16 protein-coding genes are annotated in these 20112 nt (G+C 62.6%); all 16 read left to right on the top strand.

The features are described from left to right. The first annotated feature begins 30 nt into the window (after positions 1–30). The 16 genes from QZY03_RS06635 to QZY03_RS06710 all read left to right on the top strand — a co-directional run bounded on the left by QZY03_RS06635 (position 31) and on the right by QZY03_RS06710 (position 20048). The gene (locus QZY03_RS06635) at positions 31–357 is read left to right on the top strand and encodes a hypothetical protein (RefSeq protein WP_295579329.1); all 327 of its coding nucleotides are present in this window, start codon (positions 31–33) and stop codon (positions 355–357) included. Beyond that, positions 336–770, top strand: coding sequence for a hypothetical protein (locus tag QZY03_RS06640; protein WP_295579331.1), 435 nt, complete (start codon positions 336–338; stop codon positions 768–770). Before QZY03_RS06635 ends, QZY03_RS06640 begins: the two co-directional genes overlap by 22 nt. A gap of 182 nt (positions 771–952) precedes the next feature. Further along, on the top strand, positions 953–3607 hold the full coding sequence (gene aceE, locus QZY03_RS06645; RefSeq protein WP_295579334.1) for a pyruvate dehydrogenase (acetyl-transferring), homodimeric type: 2655 nt from the start codon (positions 953–955) through the stop codon (positions 3605–3607). Between the two features lie 34 nt (positions 3608–3641). After that, positions 3642–5285, top strand: a complete 1644-nt coding sequence (gene aceF / locus QZY03_RS06650) for a dihydrolipoyllysine-residue acetyltransferase (protein ID WP_295579336.1) — start codon at positions 3642–3644, stop codon at positions 5283–5285. A gap of 396 nt (positions 5286–5681) precedes the next feature. Next, complete coding sequence (locus QZY03_RS06655; RefSeq protein ID WP_295579339.1) at positions 5682–8420, top strand: DUF499 domain-containing protein; 2739 nt, start codon at positions 5682–5684, stop codon at positions 8418–8420. Next, on the top strand, positions 8420–9442 hold the full coding sequence (locus QZY03_RS06660) for a hypothetical protein (protein ID WP_295579341.1): 1023 nt from the start codon (positions 8420–8422) through the stop codon (positions 9440–9442). Before QZY03_RS06655 ends, QZY03_RS06660 begins: the two co-directional genes overlap by 1 nt. A gap of 202 nt (positions 9443–9644) precedes the next feature. Further along, a complete protein-coding gene (locus QZY03_RS06665) occupies positions 9645–10043 on the top strand; it encodes a clan AA aspartic protease (RefSeq protein WP_295579343.1) in 399 nt (132 codons plus the stop codon). Between the two features lie 2 nt (positions 10044–10045). Then, the gene (locus QZY03_RS06670) at positions 10046–10402 is read left to right on the top strand and encodes a hypothetical protein (protein WP_295579345.1); all 357 of its coding nucleotides are present in this window, start codon (positions 10046–10048) and stop codon (positions 10400–10402) included. Beyond that, positions 10392–10739 carry a type II toxin-antitoxin system PemK/MazF family toxin gene (locus QZY03_RS06675; protein ID WP_295579347.1) on the top strand — a complete coding sequence of 116 codons (348 nt, stop codon included), beginning with the start codon at positions 10392–10394 and terminating at the stop codon, positions 10737–10739. The genes QZY03_RS06670 and QZY03_RS06675 overlap by 11 nt, the downstream gene beginning before the upstream one ends. After that, positions 10739–13960 (top strand): hypothetical protein, encoded by a 3222-nt coding sequence (locus QZY03_RS06680; RefSeq protein ID WP_295579349.1) that lies wholly within the window; start codon positions 10739–10741, stop codon positions 13958–13960. The genes QZY03_RS06675 and QZY03_RS06680 overlap by 1 nt, the downstream gene beginning before the upstream one ends. Before the next feature lie 2 nt (positions 13961–13962). Next, positions 13963–14202 carry a DUF433 domain-containing protein gene (locus QZY03_RS06685; RefSeq protein ID WP_295579369.1) on the top strand — a complete coding sequence of 80 codons (240 nt, stop codon included), beginning with the start codon at positions 13963–13965 and terminating at the stop codon, positions 14200–14202. A 17-nt stretch (positions 14203–14219) separates the two neighbouring features. Next, positions 14220–14555, top strand: a complete 336-nt coding sequence (locus tag QZY03_RS06690; protein WP_295579351.1) for a nucleotidyltransferase family protein — start codon at positions 14220–14222, stop codon at positions 14553–14555. A 29-nt stretch (positions 14556–14584) separates the two neighbouring features. Then, positions 14585–15748, top strand: coding sequence for an ATP-binding protein (locus tag QZY03_RS06695; RefSeq protein ID WP_295579353.1), 1164 nt, complete (start codon positions 14585–14587; stop codon positions 15746–15748). After that, a complete protein-coding gene (locus QZY03_RS06700) occupies positions 15745–16746 on the top strand; it encodes a ParA family protein (protein WP_295579355.1) in 1002 nt (333 codons plus the stop codon). Before QZY03_RS06695 ends, QZY03_RS06700 begins: the two co-directional genes overlap by 4 nt. After that, entirely contained in the window at positions 16743–17243 is a 501-nt protein-coding gene (locus QZY03_RS06705; RefSeq protein ID WP_295579357.1) for a hypothetical protein, read from the top strand. Before QZY03_RS06700 ends, QZY03_RS06705 begins: the two co-directional genes overlap by 4 nt. A gap of 9 nt (positions 17244–17252) precedes the next feature. Next, a complete protein-coding gene (locus tag QZY03_RS06710) occupies positions 17253–20048 on the top strand; it encodes a DEAD/DEAH box helicase (protein WP_295579359.1) in 2796 nt (931 codons plus the stop codon). The last annotated feature ends 64 nt before the right edge of the window (positions 20049–20112 follow it).

Consider the following 20112-nt stretch of genomic DNA (forward strand, 5'->3'; position numbering starts at 1 on the left):
CGTCTGCGCACTGCTCGCCATGGCTTGGGCATGGCCCGTCGCGGCGGAACAGCAGCTTGTTACATCAACTTGCCACGATCATACCGGGGGGCAGATTTTTTCATTGAGGAGACCATCGACGGCGACCGCCATCGGGCGCTGAAGGTCGCCAAGATCGACCTGACCGACAAGGGTATTTCCAGACTTCTGGTGTTCACGGCTGTCCCCGGCGGAATCGATGAAGGGGATACCTATATGCCCAGTGCAAACCCGCAGCGGATCATGACGGTGCTCGGTCACTTCGAGGTGGAGTCCGCGCTCGGTATTGGCCAGCGGGCAAGTGGGATCCGTGCCTGTTGCCGTGGGAACCGGACCTGAAGGAGCGCGAGCCGGTACCGGCGCCGGGAACCATCGTCGCCACGCCCTCCCCGGACCTGAAGACCACCGGGGTCGATCTGGACCTGCTGGTGGACGCGGCCCAACCCGCCTTCCGGCGTTTTGCCATGGAGTCCATTCCGGTGATTTTTGCCGAGTGCATCTCCAGCGGCGTGAGCATGTACGCCCAGATCGCCTATGTGCTGGCCACCGCGGAGCACGAGGCGGGATGCGGCAAATGGATGCGGGAGCTGTGGGGACCGACCGCGGCGCAGCGTGGCTACGAGGGTCGCAGTGACCTCGGCAACACCCAGGCCGGCGATGGCCTGCGCTTCCGCGGACGCGGCTATGTGCAGATCACCGGTCACGCCAGTAACTATCTGGCGGCGCTGACCCGCCCGTCCAATCCAGACTAGCGACCCGGTCCGCCTGACATCGCGTGCAGGTCCCGGCCGGTCCGCACGGCGGCGTTTCCCCGTGGAGCGGCAGCACGTCCACATATTAAGCGGGTATATTCTGACCATTGCACTACTCCCCCCGCTGATATACTGCCAGTGTCCCGCGCCCCTTTCGTTGCGACCACTTTCCGGGAATCCCTATGAACAACACCCCCGATATCGATCCCCAAGAAACCCAGGAGTGGCTCGATGCACTCGAGGCCGTGCTTGACCAGGAAGGCGCCGAGCGCGCCCACTTCCTGCTGGAGCGGCTCATCGACCAGGCCCGACGCTCCGGAGCCGACCTTCCCTACAGCGCCAACACCGCGTATCTCAACACGATTCCGGTACCCCAGCAGCAGCCGTTCCCCGGTGATCGGGCGATGGAGCGGCGCATCCGCTCTTTCGTGCGCTGGAACGCCATGGCGATGGTGGTCCAGGCCAACCGGCTGTCCACCGAGCTGGGGGGCCATATCGCGTCCTTCGCGTCCGGCGCCACGCTGTTCGATGTCGGCTACAACCACTTTTTCCATGCCCGCACCCCCGAGCACGGCGGCGATCTGGTCTTCGTCCAAGGTCACTCGGCCCCCGGCATCTATGCCCGGGCCTTTCTGGAGGGCCGGATCAGCGAGGACCAACTCCACAATTTCCGCCAGGAAGTCGACGGCGGCGGGCTGTCCTCCTACCCCCACCCCTGGCTGATGCCCGATTTCTGGCAGTTCCCCACGGTATCGATGGGGCTCGGTCCGATCATGGCGATCTACCAGGCGCGCTTCATGCGCTACCTGCATGACCGCGGGATCGTCGACACCAGCAAGCGCAAGGTCTGGGCCTTCCTCGGCGACGGCGAGATGGACGAGCCCGAGTCGTTGGGGGCCATTGCGCTGGCCGCCCGCGAGGGGTTGGACAATCTGGTGTTCGTGGTCAACTGCAACCTGCAGCGCCTGGATGGTCCGGTGCGCGGCAACGGCAAGATCATCCAGGAACTGGAGCGCGACTTCCGCGGCACCGGCTGGAACGTCATCAAGGTCATCTGGGGCAGTTACTGGGACAAACTGATCGCCCGCGACAAGGACGGGCTGCTCCTGAAACGCATGGAGGAGTGTGTCGACGGCGACTACCAGACCTACAAGGCCAGGGACGGCAAGTATGTGCGTGAGCACTTTTTCGGCGCCTATCCGGAACTGCTCGACATGGTCGCCAACATGACCGACGAGGACATCTGGCGCCTGAACCGCGGCGGCCACGATCCGGCGAAGGTCTATGCCGCCTACGCCGCCGCCATGCAGAGCAACGGCAAGCCCACGGTGATTCTGGCCAAGACGGTCAAGGGCTACGGCATGGGCGTGGCCGGCGAGGGGATGAACATCACCCACTCGCAGAAAAAGATGGGGGAGGAGTCGCTCAAAGCCTTCCGCGACCGCTTCAATATCCCGATTTCCGAGGATCAGATCGCCGCCGCGCCCTTCTACAAGCCGGCGCCGGACAGCGCCGAGCAGAAATACCTGCTTGACGTGCGCGAGCGTCTCGGCGGCTTCCTGCCCGCCCGTTACGACGATGCCGCGGCGCTTGCGGTCCCGCGGTTGGAAGTCTTCAAAGCGCTGCTGGAAGGCACCGGCGAGAAGGAGATGTCCACCACCATGGCCCTGGTGCGCATCCTGAACCTGCTGGTGCGCGACCCGGAGATCGGGCGCTTCGTGGTCCCGATCGTGCCGGACGAGGCGCGCACCTTCGGGATGGAAGGCATGTTCCGCCAGCTCGGCATCTACTCCTCCCTGGGCCAACTCTATGAGCCGGTGGACGCGGATCAGGTGATGTCCTACCGCGAGGACAAGAAGGGCCAAATCCTCGAGGAGGGCATCAACGAGGCCGGCGCCATGTCGTCCTGGATCGCGGCGGCCACGGCTTACGCCAATCATGGCCAGGCGATGATCCCCTTCTACATCTATTACTCCATGTTCGGCTTCCAGCGCATCGGCGACCTGGCCTGGGCGGCCGGCGACATGCAGGCGCGCGGCTTCCTGATCGGCGCCACCGCCGGACGGACCACCCTGGCCGGCGAAGGGCTCCAGCATCAGGACGGCCACAGCCACCTGATGGCCGCGACCATTCCCAACTGCGTGTCCTACGACCCGACCTACGCCTACGAGCTCGCGGTCATCGTCCAGGACGGCCTGCGCCGGATGTTCCAGAACCAGGAGCGGTGCTTCTACTACATCACCGCGATGAACGAGAATTATCCCCAGCCGGCCATGCCGGAAGGTGTCGCGGACGGCATACTCAAAGGGATGTATCGCATTCAGGCGGGTGAGGCGCGCGCCCATCGGGTGCAGTTGCTGGGCGCCGGCACCATTTTGCGCGAAGTGGAGGCCGCCGCCGAGTTGCTGGCCCAGGATTTCGACGTGGGTGCCGATGTCTGGAGCGTCACCAGTTTCAACGAACTGCGGCGCGAAGGCATCGACGCGGAACGCTGGAACATGCTCCACCCGGATCAGGAGCGGCGCGTCACCTTTGTGGAATCGCAACTGGCCGCGACCAGCGGCCCGATCATCGCCGCCACGGATTACATGCGCGCTTACGCCGACCAGATCCGCCCCTACTGCCCGCGCCGCTATGCCGTGCTCGGAACCGACGGTTACGGGCGCAGCGACTTGCGCAGTCAGTTGCGCAAGTTCTTCGAGGTGAATCGCTATTACGTGGCCGTGGCCGCACTCAAGGCCCTGGCGGACGAGGGCGAGATCCCCGCGGCCACGGTCGCGCAGGCAATCGCGAAATACCGCATCGACCCGGACAAACCCAACCCGGCGACGGTCTGAAGCGCCCGGCAACACAGGTTTTGGAGAACATCGCGTGGCAACTGTCGAAACAATCCTGCTGCCCGACGTCGGGGACTTCGCGGGCGTCGAGATCATCGAGATCCTGGTTGCCCCCGGCGACCGGATCAGCGTCGAACAACCCATGCTCTCACTGGAGAGCGACAAGGCGACCATGGAGGTTCCCGCACCGCGCGCCGGTGTGGTCAAAGAATTGCTGGTCAAGCTCGGGGACAAAGTCAGCTCGGGCCGCCCGCTGCTGACGCTGGAGACGGAGGGCGAGTCGACGGCTTCGGCCCCGGCCGCGAAACCGGCTCCGGCCGCGGCGGCCCCGGTCACCGCGGCAGCGGCTGCCCCCGCAGCGGCCCCGGCGCGTACCGGTCCCGCTGAAACGCTCTCGGTCGTGCTGCCGGACATCGGCGACTTTACCGATGTGCCAGTGATCGAAGTTCTGGTGAAACCCGGCGACCAGATCGCGGTGGATCAATCCCTCGTGACCCTGGAAACCGACAAGGCGACGATGGAGGTGCCCTCCCCCAACGCCGGCTTGGTGGAGAGTGTCGCGGTCAAGGTCGGGGACAAGCTGACTCAGGGCGATCTGATCCTCACGTTGCGGGGCGAGGCCGCGGACACGGCACACGCTGAGACACCGGCACCGCAACCGACCCCGGCGGCGCCCGCCGCCCGTGCCCCCGGCGAGCCCGAACCCCGCCCGGCGCCGGTGCCCGCGCGCCCGGAAGACCTGGCCCTGACCGGATCAAAGCCCCACGCCAGCCCTGGGATACGGCGCTTCGCCCGCGAGCTTGGCGTCGATCTGCGCCTGGTCACCGGCTCCGGACCCAAGGCCCGGATCTTGCGCGAGGACGTGCAGGGCTATGTCAAGGGTGCCCTGGCCGTGGTGGCATCGCCCCAGGCGGCCGCTGCTGCACCCGGCGCCCTGCCCTTCGGCCTGACAGCCGCCGCGGAGGTGGACTTCGCCAAGTTCGGTCCGGTCGAGGTTCAGGAACTCCAGCGCATCAAGAAACTCAGCGGCCGGCACCTGCACCGCTGCTGGCTCTCCATCCCCCATGTCACGCAATTCGAGGACGCGGACATCACCGACCTGGAGGACTTCCGCAAAGCGCAGAAGGACGCCGCCGAACAGGCCGGCGTCCGGCTCAGCATCCTGCCGCTGCTGCTCAAGGTCGCGGCCGTGGCGCTCAATCAGATGCCCAAGGTCAAATCATCGCTCAGCACGGACGGCGAATCGCTGATCCTCAAGCAGTACACCCACATCGGCGTCGCCGTGGACACCCCCAACGGTCTGGTGGTCCCGGTCGTGCGCGACGTGGACAAGAAGAGCGTCTTCGAGCTGGCACGGGAACTCGGTGACCTGGGTAAGAAAGCGCGCGACGGCAAACTGCTGCCGACCGAGATGCAGGGCGGCTGTTTCACCATCTCCAGCCTGGGGGGCATCGGCGGCACCCACTTCACCCCCATCGTCAACGCCCCGGAGGTCGCCATCCTGGGGGTATCGCGGGCAGACATGAAACCGGTGTGGAACGGCAGCGAGTTCCGGCCCCGGCTGATGCTGCCGCTGTCGCTCTCCTATGACCACCGGGTCATCGACGGCGCCGAAGGGGCGCGTTTCACCACCCTGCTCTGCCATCTCCTGGCGGATATCCGGCGGTTGTTGCTCTGAGCCTGTCAACCGGCGGCGGATCGACCGCCGCCGGCTCGGCCTTCACATCGTTCCGGCCAGCGATATTTATCCGGCGTTTAAGGCTTTACCGTGAAAGTGCGTAGTCAGGCCATCCTGGCCTGGCGGCGTCGGGGCTGGAACAGTCAGGGCTGGAAGCCCTGACTACGCAGCCTCGCACACCGACAGTTGCGACAGTGGTCGAGAGGACTTGGCGACTGCTGTCTCTTTCGGCGCATGGCCCCTTGATTACGATTCAGGAAATGCGGTCGGCCGCCGGCATTTCAGTAGCGGCCAAACGCGCTTTTCGAAAAATGGTAGGCTTCAGTCACCGAGGTGAAACAGCGGGTCGAAGGCGACTATCCGCCTTGGTCGGTCAAATAATGGAGCGCGCGACGCATGCTTGGATTGAGCTTAAGAGAGGAATTCCGCGGCAAACGCCTGAAAGGCACGGCCATCGAGTTGTCCAACGACGCCAACACCGGCGCGACCCAGGTCGCGGCAAAGGCTTTTCTGGATATCACCTATCCAACCCATGACCTGCTGAAAGGGATCGAAGCGGTCGGGCCGAACCAAGGCCGTCCGGTGGTGGTCATCGGCGAGCGCGGTCTGGGTAAGTCGCACTTGCTGGCCGCCCTCTATCACGCCGTCAACGACACCGCCTCGACCAGCACCTGGCTGCAATCCTGGGCGAACACCCTCAACAAGCCGGAGATCGGCCAGATCGCCCTGCGCAACAAGATGCTGGTCATCGGCGAGACCCTGCATCGTCACCGCCACAAGTTTCTCTGGGACATCCTGTTCGACCGTCACCCCCACGGCACCTATATCAAGGGCAAGTGGGAGGGCATGGGCGCTGCCAAGACCGACATCCCATCCGATCGGCTGATCGTCGAACTGCTCGAAAACCGGCCCACGATGCTGCTGCTGGACGAGTTCCAGACCTGGTTTGATACCCTGATCGACAGCAGGAACAGCCCCGGAAAGAGTTGGGCCTTCAATTTCATCCAGATTCTGTCGGAGATCGCCAAGGAACGACCCGACCTCCTCGTCCTCGTCATCTCGGTCCGCAACGGGAGCAGCGACGCCTATCAGCAGGTGCACCGCGTCAACCCGGTCCCCATCGACTTCATGGCCGGCGGCAATCCCGAGCGGGTCCAGCAGGACCGCCGGCGGATGTTGCTGCACCGGCTCTTCGAGAATCGCCTGCAGATCGGCAAGGCCGAAATCGAGGGCCTGGTGGCACCGCACGTCTGCGAATATCTTCGTTTGATGGAGGTGCCGCCGGCGGAGCATGACCGCAAGCATCGCGAGTTTCTGGCCGCCTGGCCCTTTGCCCCTCACCTGCTGCGCCTGCTCGAAGACCAGGTCCTGATCGCGACCGACGCACAGGAGACGCGCGACATGATTCGCATCCTGGCCAACCTCTACAAGAGTCGCGGCCAGGCATCACCGGTCCTGACGGCCGCGGATTTTCGCCTCGACGACGACGCCTCCGGCATCGGTGCGCTGCTGGACTCCGTGTCGAACGAGCATCACCGCCGGCTGCGGGCCAAGGCCCAACAGAACATCCTCTCGGTCACCGACGCCATCCGCGACCATGCCAAGGTCGCCCCGCATTTGCAGGCAATCCTGGGGGCGCTCTGGCTAAGGTCGATCGCGGTCGGCAACCTGGCCGGCGCCGAGCCGGCCACCCTGCAGACCGACATCACGCATGACACGCCAATCGACGACAACGCCTTCCAGGTCGAATTGGCGACCATCATCGAGAACAGCTTCAACATCCACCCGGACGGACCCAAGCTCGTCTTTCGCGAAGAGGAGAACCCGCAAGCCAAGCTGATGGCCTGCGCGCGCAACGACAAGCTGTTCGCCGACGGCTCCGATCTGGCGCAGCTCGCCCGCGAGACCCGCTATGTCATCGGCGGTACCGAGGAAGTCGCCAAGACCTTTCGGGTGATTGCCCTGCCCAAGACCTGGCAAACCGACCCCTGGACGGCACTGGACGAGACCGAGCGTCCGGAGCACTGGGACAACCGCCTGCCCATCCTGGTGCTGCCGGAAGAACCCGACAACCTCGATCAGCGTCTCGGTAACTGGCTCAAAGACCAGCTACAGCAGCGCCGCAATACCATCCGCTTCCTGCTCCCGCGTGCCGGTTCGGGCAATGCGTTTCTTGATCGCGAACTGTTGATCCTCGCGCGGATGGATCTGAAGGCCCAGGAGTGGAGCGGCCAGAGTCCCGACTACCGCAGGCTCCACACCAAGTACCAGGGGGAATTGCGCGACCACCTCAAAAAGCGGTTCGATCGCTTTGCCGTGCTCCAGCGCTGGGATTACGTGAACCCGAGCCAGTGCCGGTTCAGCATTGAGGCCCTCAAGAAGCAAGGGGCGCAGATCCCCGAGGCCATCGAAGAAGGACTGGTCAACGACCTCTTCGTACCGGAAGACTTTGCGGACCTCGTGTTGGAGACCGCCGCGGCCAACTCCAGTGTAGGCAAGTTGCTGGGCGAGTTGCAGGAGCCCCGCCCGGGCGGCAAGGATTGCATCCCCTGGCTGGGCGAGACCCTCATGAAGGAACGCATCCTGCGGCTTTGCGCGCAAGGCAAGATCGCGATCAATCTCCGCGGCCTCGAACACCTGCAAACGCATCCGGGCGAAGACGAAGACACGGCCTGGAGGCGCTTGCGCCCCAAGCTCTCGGTGACGGGCCGTCAACTCCACGAAGTGTTCCTCATGGAGCCCGCGGCCGTTTCGAGCACCGGAGGCATTACCCCGCCTGGGCCGCAACCGACAGGGGATACCGGCGGTGACCCGCCTGATGGCGGTACCACACCGACACCAAAGCCCGATGACACAGAACATCAAACGGATGGTCAAACCACGCCAGGCGGTGCCGGTATCTTTGGCGGAGGCGCGCCTGGCGGCCCGAAACCGTGGGTCACGCTGAGCAACCCGCCCACCTCGCCCCTGAACCTCATCGGTAAACTGGAAAACTGGGGCATCGGCCCGGCGACGCCCGTCGCGGCGGTGTCGATCAAGCTGTCCGCTGCCACCGGTGCTCAACTCAAGGAACTGCTCAAGAAGCTGCCGGACGGCATGACCTTTGAGCTAAGCCTGGAGAAGGAGGACACCTGATGGCCCTCGACGCGGACCTGTTGCTCAACCTCGCCAAAGACCCGGCCAAAGACGCCTGGCGCATCATCATCGACCAGGCGGTCGAGATCGCCTCCCGGCCGCTGACCGAGGGCAAAGCGGCCACTGAGGTGACCAAACGCGACCGCGAGATCGGCGCGCTGGATCACTTTCTCTCCTCCAGCGGATGGGACCTTTGGCAAGTTTTTGGCGACCCCAGCCGCAGCGGGGTCGAGCGCACCGCTGATCGACTCGTGCGTTGGTGGGCCGAACCCGCTGTTGGCGGTGGGAGTGCCAAGGCCGTACTGATCCTTGATGGGCTTTCGCTGCGCGAACTCCCATGGCTGCTCCAGGGTGCGCTGGCGCGAGGCTTCACCCTGTTCGAGGTGGCGGCCACGGCCTCGGAACTGCCCGGCGAGACCACCGCATTTGCCCAGGCGCTCGAATTCAGCAGTCGCAGCCAACTTCAGAGCAACGGCGGCGGCAGCACTCACCGGCTTGCGCCCGCCCACACCGAAAGCGCCGACCTGCCTTGGAGGGACTGCGCGGCCTTGATCAACAGTCAACCGAACTGGGTCTTCTGGCATCATTGGCCCGACAGCAAGATGCACGACGGGTCCGGTGCCGGCCAGGGACTCGACACCCTGACCCGCGACGCCGCCCTGCAACTCACCAGCGACGATTTCTGGTTTTTCGTCGAGCGGCTGGCCCAGGGACGACGATTGGTCATCACCTCAGACCACGGTTACGCCGCAACCGGCTACTTTCCCGATGCGGATGGCGAGGTCGGCCAATTCCTTAAAGCGACCTTCGCCAGTGGACGCAGCCTGGCCGGTAGCGCGGACCCCGGTCCCTTCGTGCCGCCCGTAGCGCTCCAGATCGACAGCCCCCACGGCCCCCATCTCCTGGCCCTTGGCCGAAGGAAATGGAAGAGCCAAGGCGGTTACCCGACCCTGACGCACGGGGGCCTGTCGCTGCTGGAGGTTCTGTCACCCTACGTTGAATTATCAAAGGACGGCGGCTAAAGCGATGGCTGCCGGCAATTCCAAACTTGGCGAACCGTCCCGCGCTGCCTGGTGGATGCGGCGCGCGCGAGCGCCGTGGCTGGTCCCAAGCTCCCGGCGGCGCGCCTTATCCACCCTACGGCGATGCCATGACAGTAGGGTGGATAAGCGTAGAGCATCCACCAACAGCCCTGACGCTAATGCAATCCTGGGGAGAAAACACATGGGCCTTGTACATGCAGACCTGAACCTGAAGAATCCCCGCACCGGGGACCAGATGACCGTCCGCGCGATGGCCGACAGCGGCGCCCTGTTGATGTGCATTCCCCAGCATGTGGCACTGCAACTCCAATTGGAGGAATTGGAGCGGCGCGAAGTGACGCTGGCGGACGGCAACCGTCACCTCGTGCCCTATGTCGGCCCGCTGCAGGTCCAGTTCAGTAACCGCCGCTGCTTTACCGGCGCCCTGGTGCTGGGGGACGAGGCGCTCTTGGGATCGGTGCCGATGGAGGACCTGGATGTGCTCATCGATCCTGCCCGCCAGCGGCTCATCGTCAATCCCGAGAGTCCGAACATCGCCGTTGCCCCGGTGAAATCAAACAGCCTGATGGGAGGCCATTAAACATGCAACTCGAAATCGATCTCGATCGGCCGCACCACGAACGGTTGCGCCAACTGCAGGATCGCTTGCAGCAACCCCTGGACATCGTCATTGCCCGACTGGTCGATTTGGGATATGCACTCTCCGCAAAGGACTCAGCCTTGGAGACCATACCGGCATTGAACACTGTCCGCGATCTGGACGGGGACACACCCGACGAGGACCAGGCATGGGCACAGCTACTCGGCGATCCAATCGTCCCCAATAGCATTCGGTCGCTGAGTTGGAGCGAGGCGGAGGTACTGGACACCCGCCTGCGACTGCGCTCCTTTGCCGACGATTGGAATGACGTCGGGATGGACGCTTACAATGAACTATAAACGCGGTGACGTCATTCTGGTCAGGTTCCCGAATTCGGATTTGAAAACCTACAAGAAACGTCCCGCGCTGATCGTACAGGACAACCGATTGAACACTGGCCTGCCGCAAACGATCGTCGCCTTGATTACCTCGAACATGACCCGTACCGGCGCAACCCGTGTGATGTTCAAGCAGAATGCTCCGGCTGGTCGGACGATGGGGCTGCTCTCGGATTCCGTAGTTGTCACCGACAACCTGGCGACTGTTCTGGAACGGGAGATCGACAAGGCCATCGGGCGTTGCCCGGACATGCCGTTAGTCGATCAGGCATTGAAAAACACCTTGGGGCTCGCCTGATGGCTACCAAGAAAGAGATCCTCGCACAACAAGTCGCCCGGGCCGTCGGTGCCGGCAAAGTCGTTGCGCTGGAAACCGTCGATTTCAACGACCCCAATCGTCCGAAGACCTGTCTGGAGGTGGACTTTCCGATCCTGCCCGTGAATCAGGTAGCGATCATCGAAGGCAACGCCGGCAAGCCCATCTATCAGATGTCGAAATGGTGGGCACGGCGGCGCTCCAGCGTCTTCCGCTCGATGCTGATTGCGGCGGCCACCAAGGCCCCGGATGACCCCTCGCACGCGGCCAAGCTGGTGTGGGACAACTATTACGCCAATCACCAGAAGAAGGGAGCTTTCAGCCACCTGAAAGTCGCGGACATCTTTATGGGCGGCGGGACCACGCTGGTGGAGGGCTCACGGCTCGGGATGCAGATGATCGGCAACGACCTGAATCCCGTCGCCTGGTTCATCGTCAAACAGGAGTTGGCCAATGTCGACCTGGATGAGGTCAAGCGGTTGCTCGCCGACATCGAGGCCGAGGTCAAGCCGCAGATCATGCCCTTCTACGCCTGCGACGGACCCAATGGCGAGAAGGGCAAGTGGACTCACGTGCCGACCGGACGGATCGAGAGCGAGGACTTCGACCCGCTGTTGCTGACTCCGGAACAGCGGCGCGAGTACAGCTACGAAGGACCGGAGATCATTTACACCTTCTGGGCAAAGCACGGACCCTGCCAGGTGACGGGATGTGGGCACCGCACACCGATTATGAGCAGTCCGGTGATGGCGGTGAAGACGCTTAGCGTCAAACACTGGGAACGAAGCTGCAGTATGTGCGGTGGGCATTTCCACGTTGAAGAAGAGTCTGCGCGGATGGGACCCGATATTCCGTTCTACGTGGCCCCGTCAGAGCTGGCTTTCTCCGTATTGGACAGGAAAAAGGGCGTCATGTGCCCGTACTGCCAACATACCGAGCTCGTCAATCTCGGTAAGGGTGTGAACAAGAAGGTGAACCTTAGCCTGCTGGTGCATCCGCAATGGCTGGCGGGTAGCCCGAAGCAGGATGTCGATGGAAGGTTGTTCGGTGGATCGGCTCAGGATGATTCAGTTGCCACTGCTCGGTGGAATCAAGAGCGGGCATCCAAGATTCGACTGCTAGAGGTCCGTGGTGATCTGCCGGACGTGGTGACGTGCCCCGCAACAAGTATGACCTTCAGCACGGACAAAGCGGGTGGGACTGTACCCAAAAAGTCACACTTTGCTTGCTCTGCTTGTGGCGCGACTCAGGGCGTGCTCACCAGCGTCAAGGCGAGCGGCAAGACTGGACCGATGGCTGGCTATGCAATTCAAGGTTATGCGCCGAAACGAAATGCCGAAGGCGCATCCTATAGTGGGCGGTTTTTCTCTCCATTTGATGAACGGGTCGCGCGTCAATACGATGCGGCAGTATCTGAGTGGGACAAAAGAAAGGACACGGATCTTGCGAACTATTGGCCGAGGAGCGAGATTCCTTTCGGCTTTATGACCCACATGAATAACGGCGGAATACCTAATCACGGATTCACTCACTGGTGGACGCTTTTCAATTCTCGCCAATTGCTAGTTCACTCACAATTGCTGAGGGCAACTGTTACAATCGGAGATTATAGCTGGGCGACTCGGGAATTTGTGCTTGGAGCGTTTCAGCAGTATCTGCGAAATCAAAGCCTTTTCACATTATGGAACACTCAGGCGGATAAGCTGGAGCCGCAGTTTGCCAACAATAATTTCCATCCTAAATCAACAGTCATTGAAAACTGTGTTTTTTCTCTCCTAGGTCGTGGTAACTGGGCATCCTGCACGGAGGGTATTATCGAGGGCTGCGAATGGAAGAGTCATCCATGGGAGGCTGTAACCGCGGAAACTCTCAAACGCCAGTATCCAAAAATTGCAAGCGGCATTTCCGGTAAGAGCGAGAAGGTCTATCCCAGTGATTTGGTCGGCACTGCCGAACTAACTTGCGGTTCATCAACTGATCTTGTTCATTTGAGCGACTCCAGTCTCGATCTAGTCATTACCGACCCGCCTTTCGGCGGCCTGCTTCACTATTCCGAATTGTCGGATTTTTTCCACGTCTGGCTGCGTCTTGTCCTGACAAATCATTATCCGAATGTGTTTAGCGCCGAGCACACGCCAAAATCTCTGGAAGCGGTCGCTAATCGTGCCCGCGAACCCGAGAACCCGGACGGCTTCTATCAGCGCCTGCTGACACAGTGCTGGCGCGAGGGTCATCGCATTCTTAAGCCTTTCGGCATCCTCGCTTTCACTTTTCATCATAGTGAAGATGAGCCCTGGGTTGCTGTGTTGGAATCTTTGTTCGAAGCAGGTTTCTATCTTGAAGCGACCTATCCGATCCGTTCGGACGAGACTAAGGGAGAAGGTAGTAAACCGGGAACCTTCGGTTCTCAGCAAATCGAGTACGACATCATCCACGTCTGCCGCAAACGCACCGAAGAGCCCAAGGCCGTCAGTTGGGGCCGAATGCGCCGTGAGGTGATGGCCGACGTGCGTCAACTCCAAGGTATGCTCGAAAACCATGCCAAGGAGGGCCTGCCCGCCGCGGACCTCCAGGTGATCCGGCGCGGCAAAGCGCTGGAATACTTCTCGCGCCACTACGGCAAGGTCTATGTCGATGAGGGACGACCGATCTCGGTCAGGGATGCGCTGGTCGGCATCAATCAGCTCATCGACGAGGACGCCGACAAAGGCAAGGAACAACCGCCGGTCAATGCCGAACCCATCACCCGGCAGTTCCTACGCACCTTCGGCTCGGCCCTCGAGATCAAGCGCGACCAACTTCAGAAATTCCTCAAAGGCTCCATCACCACCCCGGACGAGTTCGTTCAGCGTGGCTGGTGCAGCGAGAAGAACAAGGTCTTCACCCGAACCAACCCGCTCGACTTCGCCCGTGACTGGTCAGGCAAGCACAAGCGTAAACTCACCGCCGACCTGGATCAGGCGCTGGTATTGGTCGGGGCCTGTTTCGACGGCAGCGGCATCAACGCCTCCGATACGCTGAAAAACGCCAATTTCAAGCCGCATGTGGCCCTCAAGCCGCTGCTGGAGTGGCTGATCAAACAGGGCCCGGACCAACCCAGCCGCAATGCCGCGACCCGCGCTGCCGTGATCTATAACGCATGGGCGGCCACCCAGGCCGTCAAGCCCCGACAGGGCGATCTCTTTGCGAACGAGGATTATTGATGATCGACTTGACTGAATGGATCAGCATCGACCCCGATATCCGCGGCGGCAAACCCTGCATTCGCGGTACCCGCATCACGGTCTACGACATCCTGGAATACCTGGCAGGCGGTATGACCGAGGCGGACCTGCCGGCGGATTTCCCTAGCCTCAAACCCGAGCATCTGCGGGCCGTGCTGATGTTTGCAGCGCAGCGCGAACGCCGTCTCTCGGTGCGCCTGCCTTGTGAAATGGCTGCTTGATGTTCAATGGTTACCCCATGATACCTGACCCGCTGACGCTTGATGCGGCAAGGCGTTTTCTCGATACGGTCGCGAGCCGTTATCCCTTCCGCCAGGCCTGGCTGTTCGGCAGCCGGGCGCGGGGAAACGCGCGCCCGGATAGCGATCTTGATATCGCGCTGCTGCTCGATGGACCGCGCGAGGCCTTCATAGCCGCCAAGCTGGCTTTGGACGATCTTGCGTATGACATCCTCTTGGAAACAGGGATCCATATCCAGCCGCTGCCCCTGTGGCAAGACGATTGGGACGTGCCTGGGACGTTTCCGAATCCGGGTTTAATCGCAGCCATTCGGCGCGAGGGGGTGCCCCTGTGACACCTTATGCTGATTTGGATCTCGAAGCCATGCTGACCGATCTCGAATCGGATCGGGTCGAGCGCAAGGAGTCGTTTAAGGGCAAGGCTCCGGACACGGTGCGCGAGGCTGTCTGTGCCTTCGCTAACGATCTGGCTGGACACGGCGCGCCGGGCGTCGTGTTTATCGGCGCGCGCGATGACGGCACGCCAGTCGGACTGAATGTTTCGGACGAGTTCTTGCGGCAGTTGGCGGACATCAAGACCGACGGCAACATCGCGCCGCCGCCGACTCTGCTGGTGGAGAAGCGCCGGCTGCTTGGGCATCAGCTCGCGGTCATCACGGTGTGGCCTTGTGATACACCCCCAGCGCGTTGCCGGGGCCGGGTCCATGTGCGCTGGGGACCGCGGCGTGGATTGGCCAGCGCGCAGGATGAGCGCATCCTGAACGAGCGCCGTCGGCATCGGGATCGCCCCTTCGATGTGCAGCCGGTCCCTTCAGCCACCATCGACGATCTCGACCGCCTGCGCTTCGAACAGGAGTATCTGCCATCCGCCGTTGCTGCGGACGTTCTGACGTCTAACGAGCGGAGCCTCGAGCAGCGCCTGGCTGCCACCAAAATGATTCTGTCCGATGTCGAGCCCATCCCGACGGTATTGGGTCTGCTCGTCGTTGGCAAGAGTCCGATCGATTGGCTGTCCGGTGCCTATACCCAGTTTCTGCGCGTTGCCGGAGTCGATCTTGCCGACCCCGTACAAGATGACGCGGTCATCGATGGTACGGTCGCCGATCAGATTCGCCGCCTGGAGGACAAGCTGAATGCACATAACGTTCAGGGCGTGCGTTTCGGCGACCTGGTGCAGGAGTCGCGTGAGGTGGCTTACCCGCTTGACGCGCTGCGCCAATTGACTCGCAACGCGCTGATGCACCGTACCTATGAGTCTACCCATTCGCCGGTTAGGGTCTATTGGTTCGACGATCGGATCGAGATCCACAATCCGGGCGGACCATTCGGCAGCGTGACGCCAGAGAACTTCGGCCTGCCTGGTGTGACCGATTATCGCAATCCGAATCTGGCGGAGGCGTTGCGGGCGCTCGGTTATGTCCAGCGGTTTGGCGCCGGTATCAGCATCGCCCGGCGCTTGCTTGGCGAGCGGTTGCGTTTCGAGGTTCAGCCTGGTTTCGTCGCCGCCATCGTGAGGGCTGCCAGGTGATCAGCATCGCCTTCTTCAACAACAAGGGCGGCGTTGGCAAGACCTCGCTCGTCTACCACCTGGCCCGAATGTATGGTGAGCTGGGTTATCGCGTCTTGGCGGCCGATCTCGATCCCCAGTCGAACCTGTCCATCATGGCCCTCAACGAGGAGCGGTTAGAGGAGTTGTGGCCCGATGATGAGCATCCGGAGACTATTTTCGGGGCCGTGCAGCCGCTCTTTGGCGGGACCGGAGATATCCGCGATGCGCATATCGAACCGATTACGGAGCGCGTTGCGCTGCTGGTTGGCGATCTGGCGTTGGCGCGTCTCGAAGATGATTTGTCTACCGAGTGGCCTCGCTGTCTCGAGGGAAGAGAGCGTGCGTTTCGGGTGACTTCGGCCTTTTGGCGGCTGATCGAAAAGGCTGCATCGAGCTATGAGGCGGAGGTCTGTCTGATCGACGTTGGTCCCAACCTTGGCGCCATCAATCGCGCCGCCCTCATCGCGGCCAGTCATGTGGTCGTGCCGGTCGCGCCGGACCTGTTCTCGCTGCAAGGCTTGAAGAACCTGGGACCAGTCTTACGCCAATGGCGTGAGACCTGGCGCCAGTCCTATGCTAAATCGCCCCTCAAAGGCGTGGCTTTACCCCAGGGTGAGATGACGCCGATCGGCTACGTACTGATGCAGCATGCCGAGCGTCTCGGGCGACCGACCAAGGCTTACGAACGGTGGCATGCGCGTATCCCAGGGGTTTATCGTGAGTCTGTGCTTGGCGAGGGTCGCTCGGTCTCGCCCGGTTCGACATCACCCGGCGGTGACCAGATTACCCGCATCAAACACTATCGGAGTCTGATGCCCCTGGCGATGGATGCACGCAAGCCGATGTTCCTGCTCAAGCCCGCGGACGGTGCGATCGGTGCACATCAAACGTATGTTCAGCAGTGCTATGGGGACTTCCGGACACTTGCCGAAGCAGTGGCGCGGCGCACCCGATTGCATTGGAGCGGCCAGCCATGAGACAGACCCTCGATACCGTCTGGCAACGCCGCGGCACCAGTTGGATCTGGGACGAGGAGGCGCGCAACCAGGTCTGCGCGGCCAGTGAGGTCTGGAGTCTGCGGCAACTCCTGCGTGCCGTGGGCCACTGGCCTGAAGACCTGCCGAGCAACGACAACAACACCCTGGTGGTCGCGGGACTGGAGGGCTGTCTCGACCTGCTGACCCCAGCGGACGCCGAGGCCTGGCTGGGCGATGTCATCAAAGACGCCATCCTGTCGTTCCAGTCCCACTACGAGGGGGAGGTGGCCCTCATTTTTTGGCTGCCCTCCGGCCAGGGACGGATCAAGGTCAATCCGGCCACCGAGGCGGTAACTTGGCGCTGCTCTGCCCCGCACGGCCAAGAAGCCCTGGATTTCGGCCGCGTCCTGTGGGGCGAGGCGCTCGATTATCCGCAGGAGGTCTTGCTGCGCGAGGGCGCCAAGCCGGCTGGGTTGTTCCACCTGCGCATCACCTGAGACCAGGGCTTGGAAGCGCAAACCGAACCCCAGTTTCAACCCGGCGAACGGATACTCCACCACGAGTACGGACAAGGTGTCGTCCTTGACTCCGTTCGCGATGGTTACCTGCGTGCCTTTTTCAGTGCCGGCGAGCGCCGCGTTCCGGTTGGATCCGTTTGCCGCCAGCTTACGCGTACGGAACGTATCCTGCGCGCCGTGGCAAGCGGCGCAGATCGCGCCCAAAAGGCTTGGCTCACCTACGAGGCCCACGCGCTGCCGGTGATGGAGAGCGCCGCGGCCCTGACCTCCGCCCGTATCGACCTGCTCCCGCACCAGGTGGTGTTGACCCATCGCATCGCTACAGCATCCCCTCGACGCTACCTGATTGCAGACGAGGTGGGTCTGGGCAAGACCATCGAGACCGCGCTGATCCTGCGGGAGTTGGCCAGCCGCGGGGAACTGGTCCGGGCGCTGATGGTGGTCCCCGCGGGATTGGTGAACAATTGGCATCGAGAGCTCAACGACGTCTTCAATCTGGACTTTGAGGTCTTCGGTTCGGAGGGCGATATCACCGACCGCAAGACCAACGCCTTTGCCAAGCACGACCGGCTGATCGCCAGCATCGATACCCTGAAACGCCCCGCCCGAATCAAGCGACTGCTGGACGCACCCCGCTGGGACCTGGTGGTGTTCGATGAGGCGCACCATCTGGCCGCCTATCGGATGGGCGGCAAGGTCCGCAAGACCGAGAACTACAAGCTGGCCGAGGCGCTGAAGGATCACTCGCGAGACCTGATGCTGCTCTCCGCCACACCTCACCAGGGCAACCACTTTCAGTTCTGGATGCTGGTCCAACTCCTGAACCCGACGCTGTTCGGCAGCCCGGAGGAGATGCTCGAAAACCGGCATCGCCTGAACACCGTCATGTTTCGGCGGACCAAGGCCGACGCCTGTCAGCCGGATGGTTCACCGCTGTTCGCACGCCGCTGGGTCCATACCGAATCCTTCCTGATGGGCGCGGAGGAACGCCTTTTTTACGAGCGGCTGCGCGAGTATCTGCAAGACGGCTTCGATCTCGCGCGCCGCCAGGGCAACAAGGGTCGTGCCCTGGGTTTCTTGATGGCCATCTTCCAGAAGATTGCGGCCTCCAGTTTCGCCGCCGTGCGACGGACCCTGAAGCGCCGTCTGCTGATGCTCACGCTCCACGAAGCCTTTCTGCGCGACAAAGACCTCGACATCGAGGGCCGCGAGCGCCTGCTCAATGAGGCCCGTGAGCTCATCCATGAGGAGTTTGAGATCGCTCGCGATGCCATCGGCCGCAGCGAGGTGGAGCTTGTGCTGGCCGATCTGAAGTACCGGCTGATCAAGAAGCTGGACGAGGAGGCGCTGGAGATGGCCGCCGACCCCTATGGCAGCGAGTATTCGTCGACTCATGCCGAGGAGGCGGCCTCCGCGGTAGTGGACTTGCATCTGCCCGAAGAGCGGATGCGGATCGGCGACCTGCTGCGGATTTTCCCGCAGCAGCGTGAGACCAAGGCACAAAAGCTGCTCGACGGCCTGGGCACCCTGTGGCGGCAGAACCCGGACGAGAGGATCGTCGTGTTCGCAACCTATCTGGGCACCGTGGACCTGATCGCCCGCGAGATCGACCTGACCTTCCCAGGCCAGGGCGTGGCGGTGCTGCGCGGCGGCGATCACGGGGCCAAGGTGGCAGCCGAACGCCGCTTCCGCCAAAAAGACGGCCCGCGCGTCCTGGTCTGCACCGCGGCGGGGCGTGAGGGGATCAACCTGCAATTCGCCCGTATCCTGTTCAATTTCGACTTACCCTGGAACCCCATGGACATGGAGCAGCGGATCGGCCGCATCCATCGCTATGGCCAGAACTCCACCGCACAGGTCTACAACCTGGTGCTGTCGGACACCATTGAGGGCCGCATCTTCCTGCTGTTGGACGAAAAGCTGACGGAGATTGCGCGCACGGTTGGGAAGGTGGACGATCAGGGCAACATCGCCGAGGACTTGCGAGCGCAGATCCTGGGTCAGCTCTCCGAGCGGCTCAACTACGACCGCCTGTATCAGGAGGCCCTGTCCGATCCTGAACTCCGGCGCACCCAGGTGGAGCTTGAGGCCGCCCTGTCGAACTCGCGCGAGGCGCGAGCGGTGGTGTTCGATCTGTTCCAGGATCTTGAAGGCTTCAGTCTGGACGACTACCAACCCTTCTCCGACGTCTCGTCGAGCCTGCAACGGCTGGTTCGGTTCCTGTCCGCGGCGGTCGTGGATCGGGGGCACCGGCTGGTCAAGATCGACGACGAGACCTACGACCTGGTGAAGACCGGGGGTGCGCACCGCGTCAGGTTCACGCTGAATCGTGACCTTGCCACCGACCGGGACGACTTGGAGTTGATGGGTCTGGATCACCCATTGGTGCAGGAGGAGCTTGGCCGCTGGCGGAGCCGGCCACCTGAGGAGATCGGTATCGCCGTCGCGGGCGACCTGGACTCAACGGTGTTGCTGTCGCTGTGGATGGTCGAGGCGTCTGTCGGCAAAGGAGAGCGCCGGGTCGTGATCCAACCCATCGCCGTCAAGCCGGACGGCACGCGCGTCCCGGCGGTCGAGCGCCAGTGCGACGCATGGCTGCACGCCACCGCCACCTCAGCGGCACTCCAACCGGATGAGCGGATCGATCTCTTCAGACACACCGTCGAGCCGACGTTGCAACGGGAACTCAGGCACAAAGGCGCGGCGAATGGGGATGGCAGCTACTCGGCAGAACTCATTGGTTACGTTGAGATCGGTGGTCAGCCCAGAGAACCCGAGCACTGAATCCTCCCGCTGCCGACGGCCCCCTACCCGCAGCGCGACGGCCAGCCCGGCGCGCGGAACACGG

This window comes from uncultured Lamprocystis sp. (assembly GCF_903933125.1).
In the GTDB taxonomy this organism is placed as follows: domain Bacteria; phylum Pseudomonadota; class Gammaproteobacteria; order Chromatiales; family Chromatiaceae; genus Thiodictyon.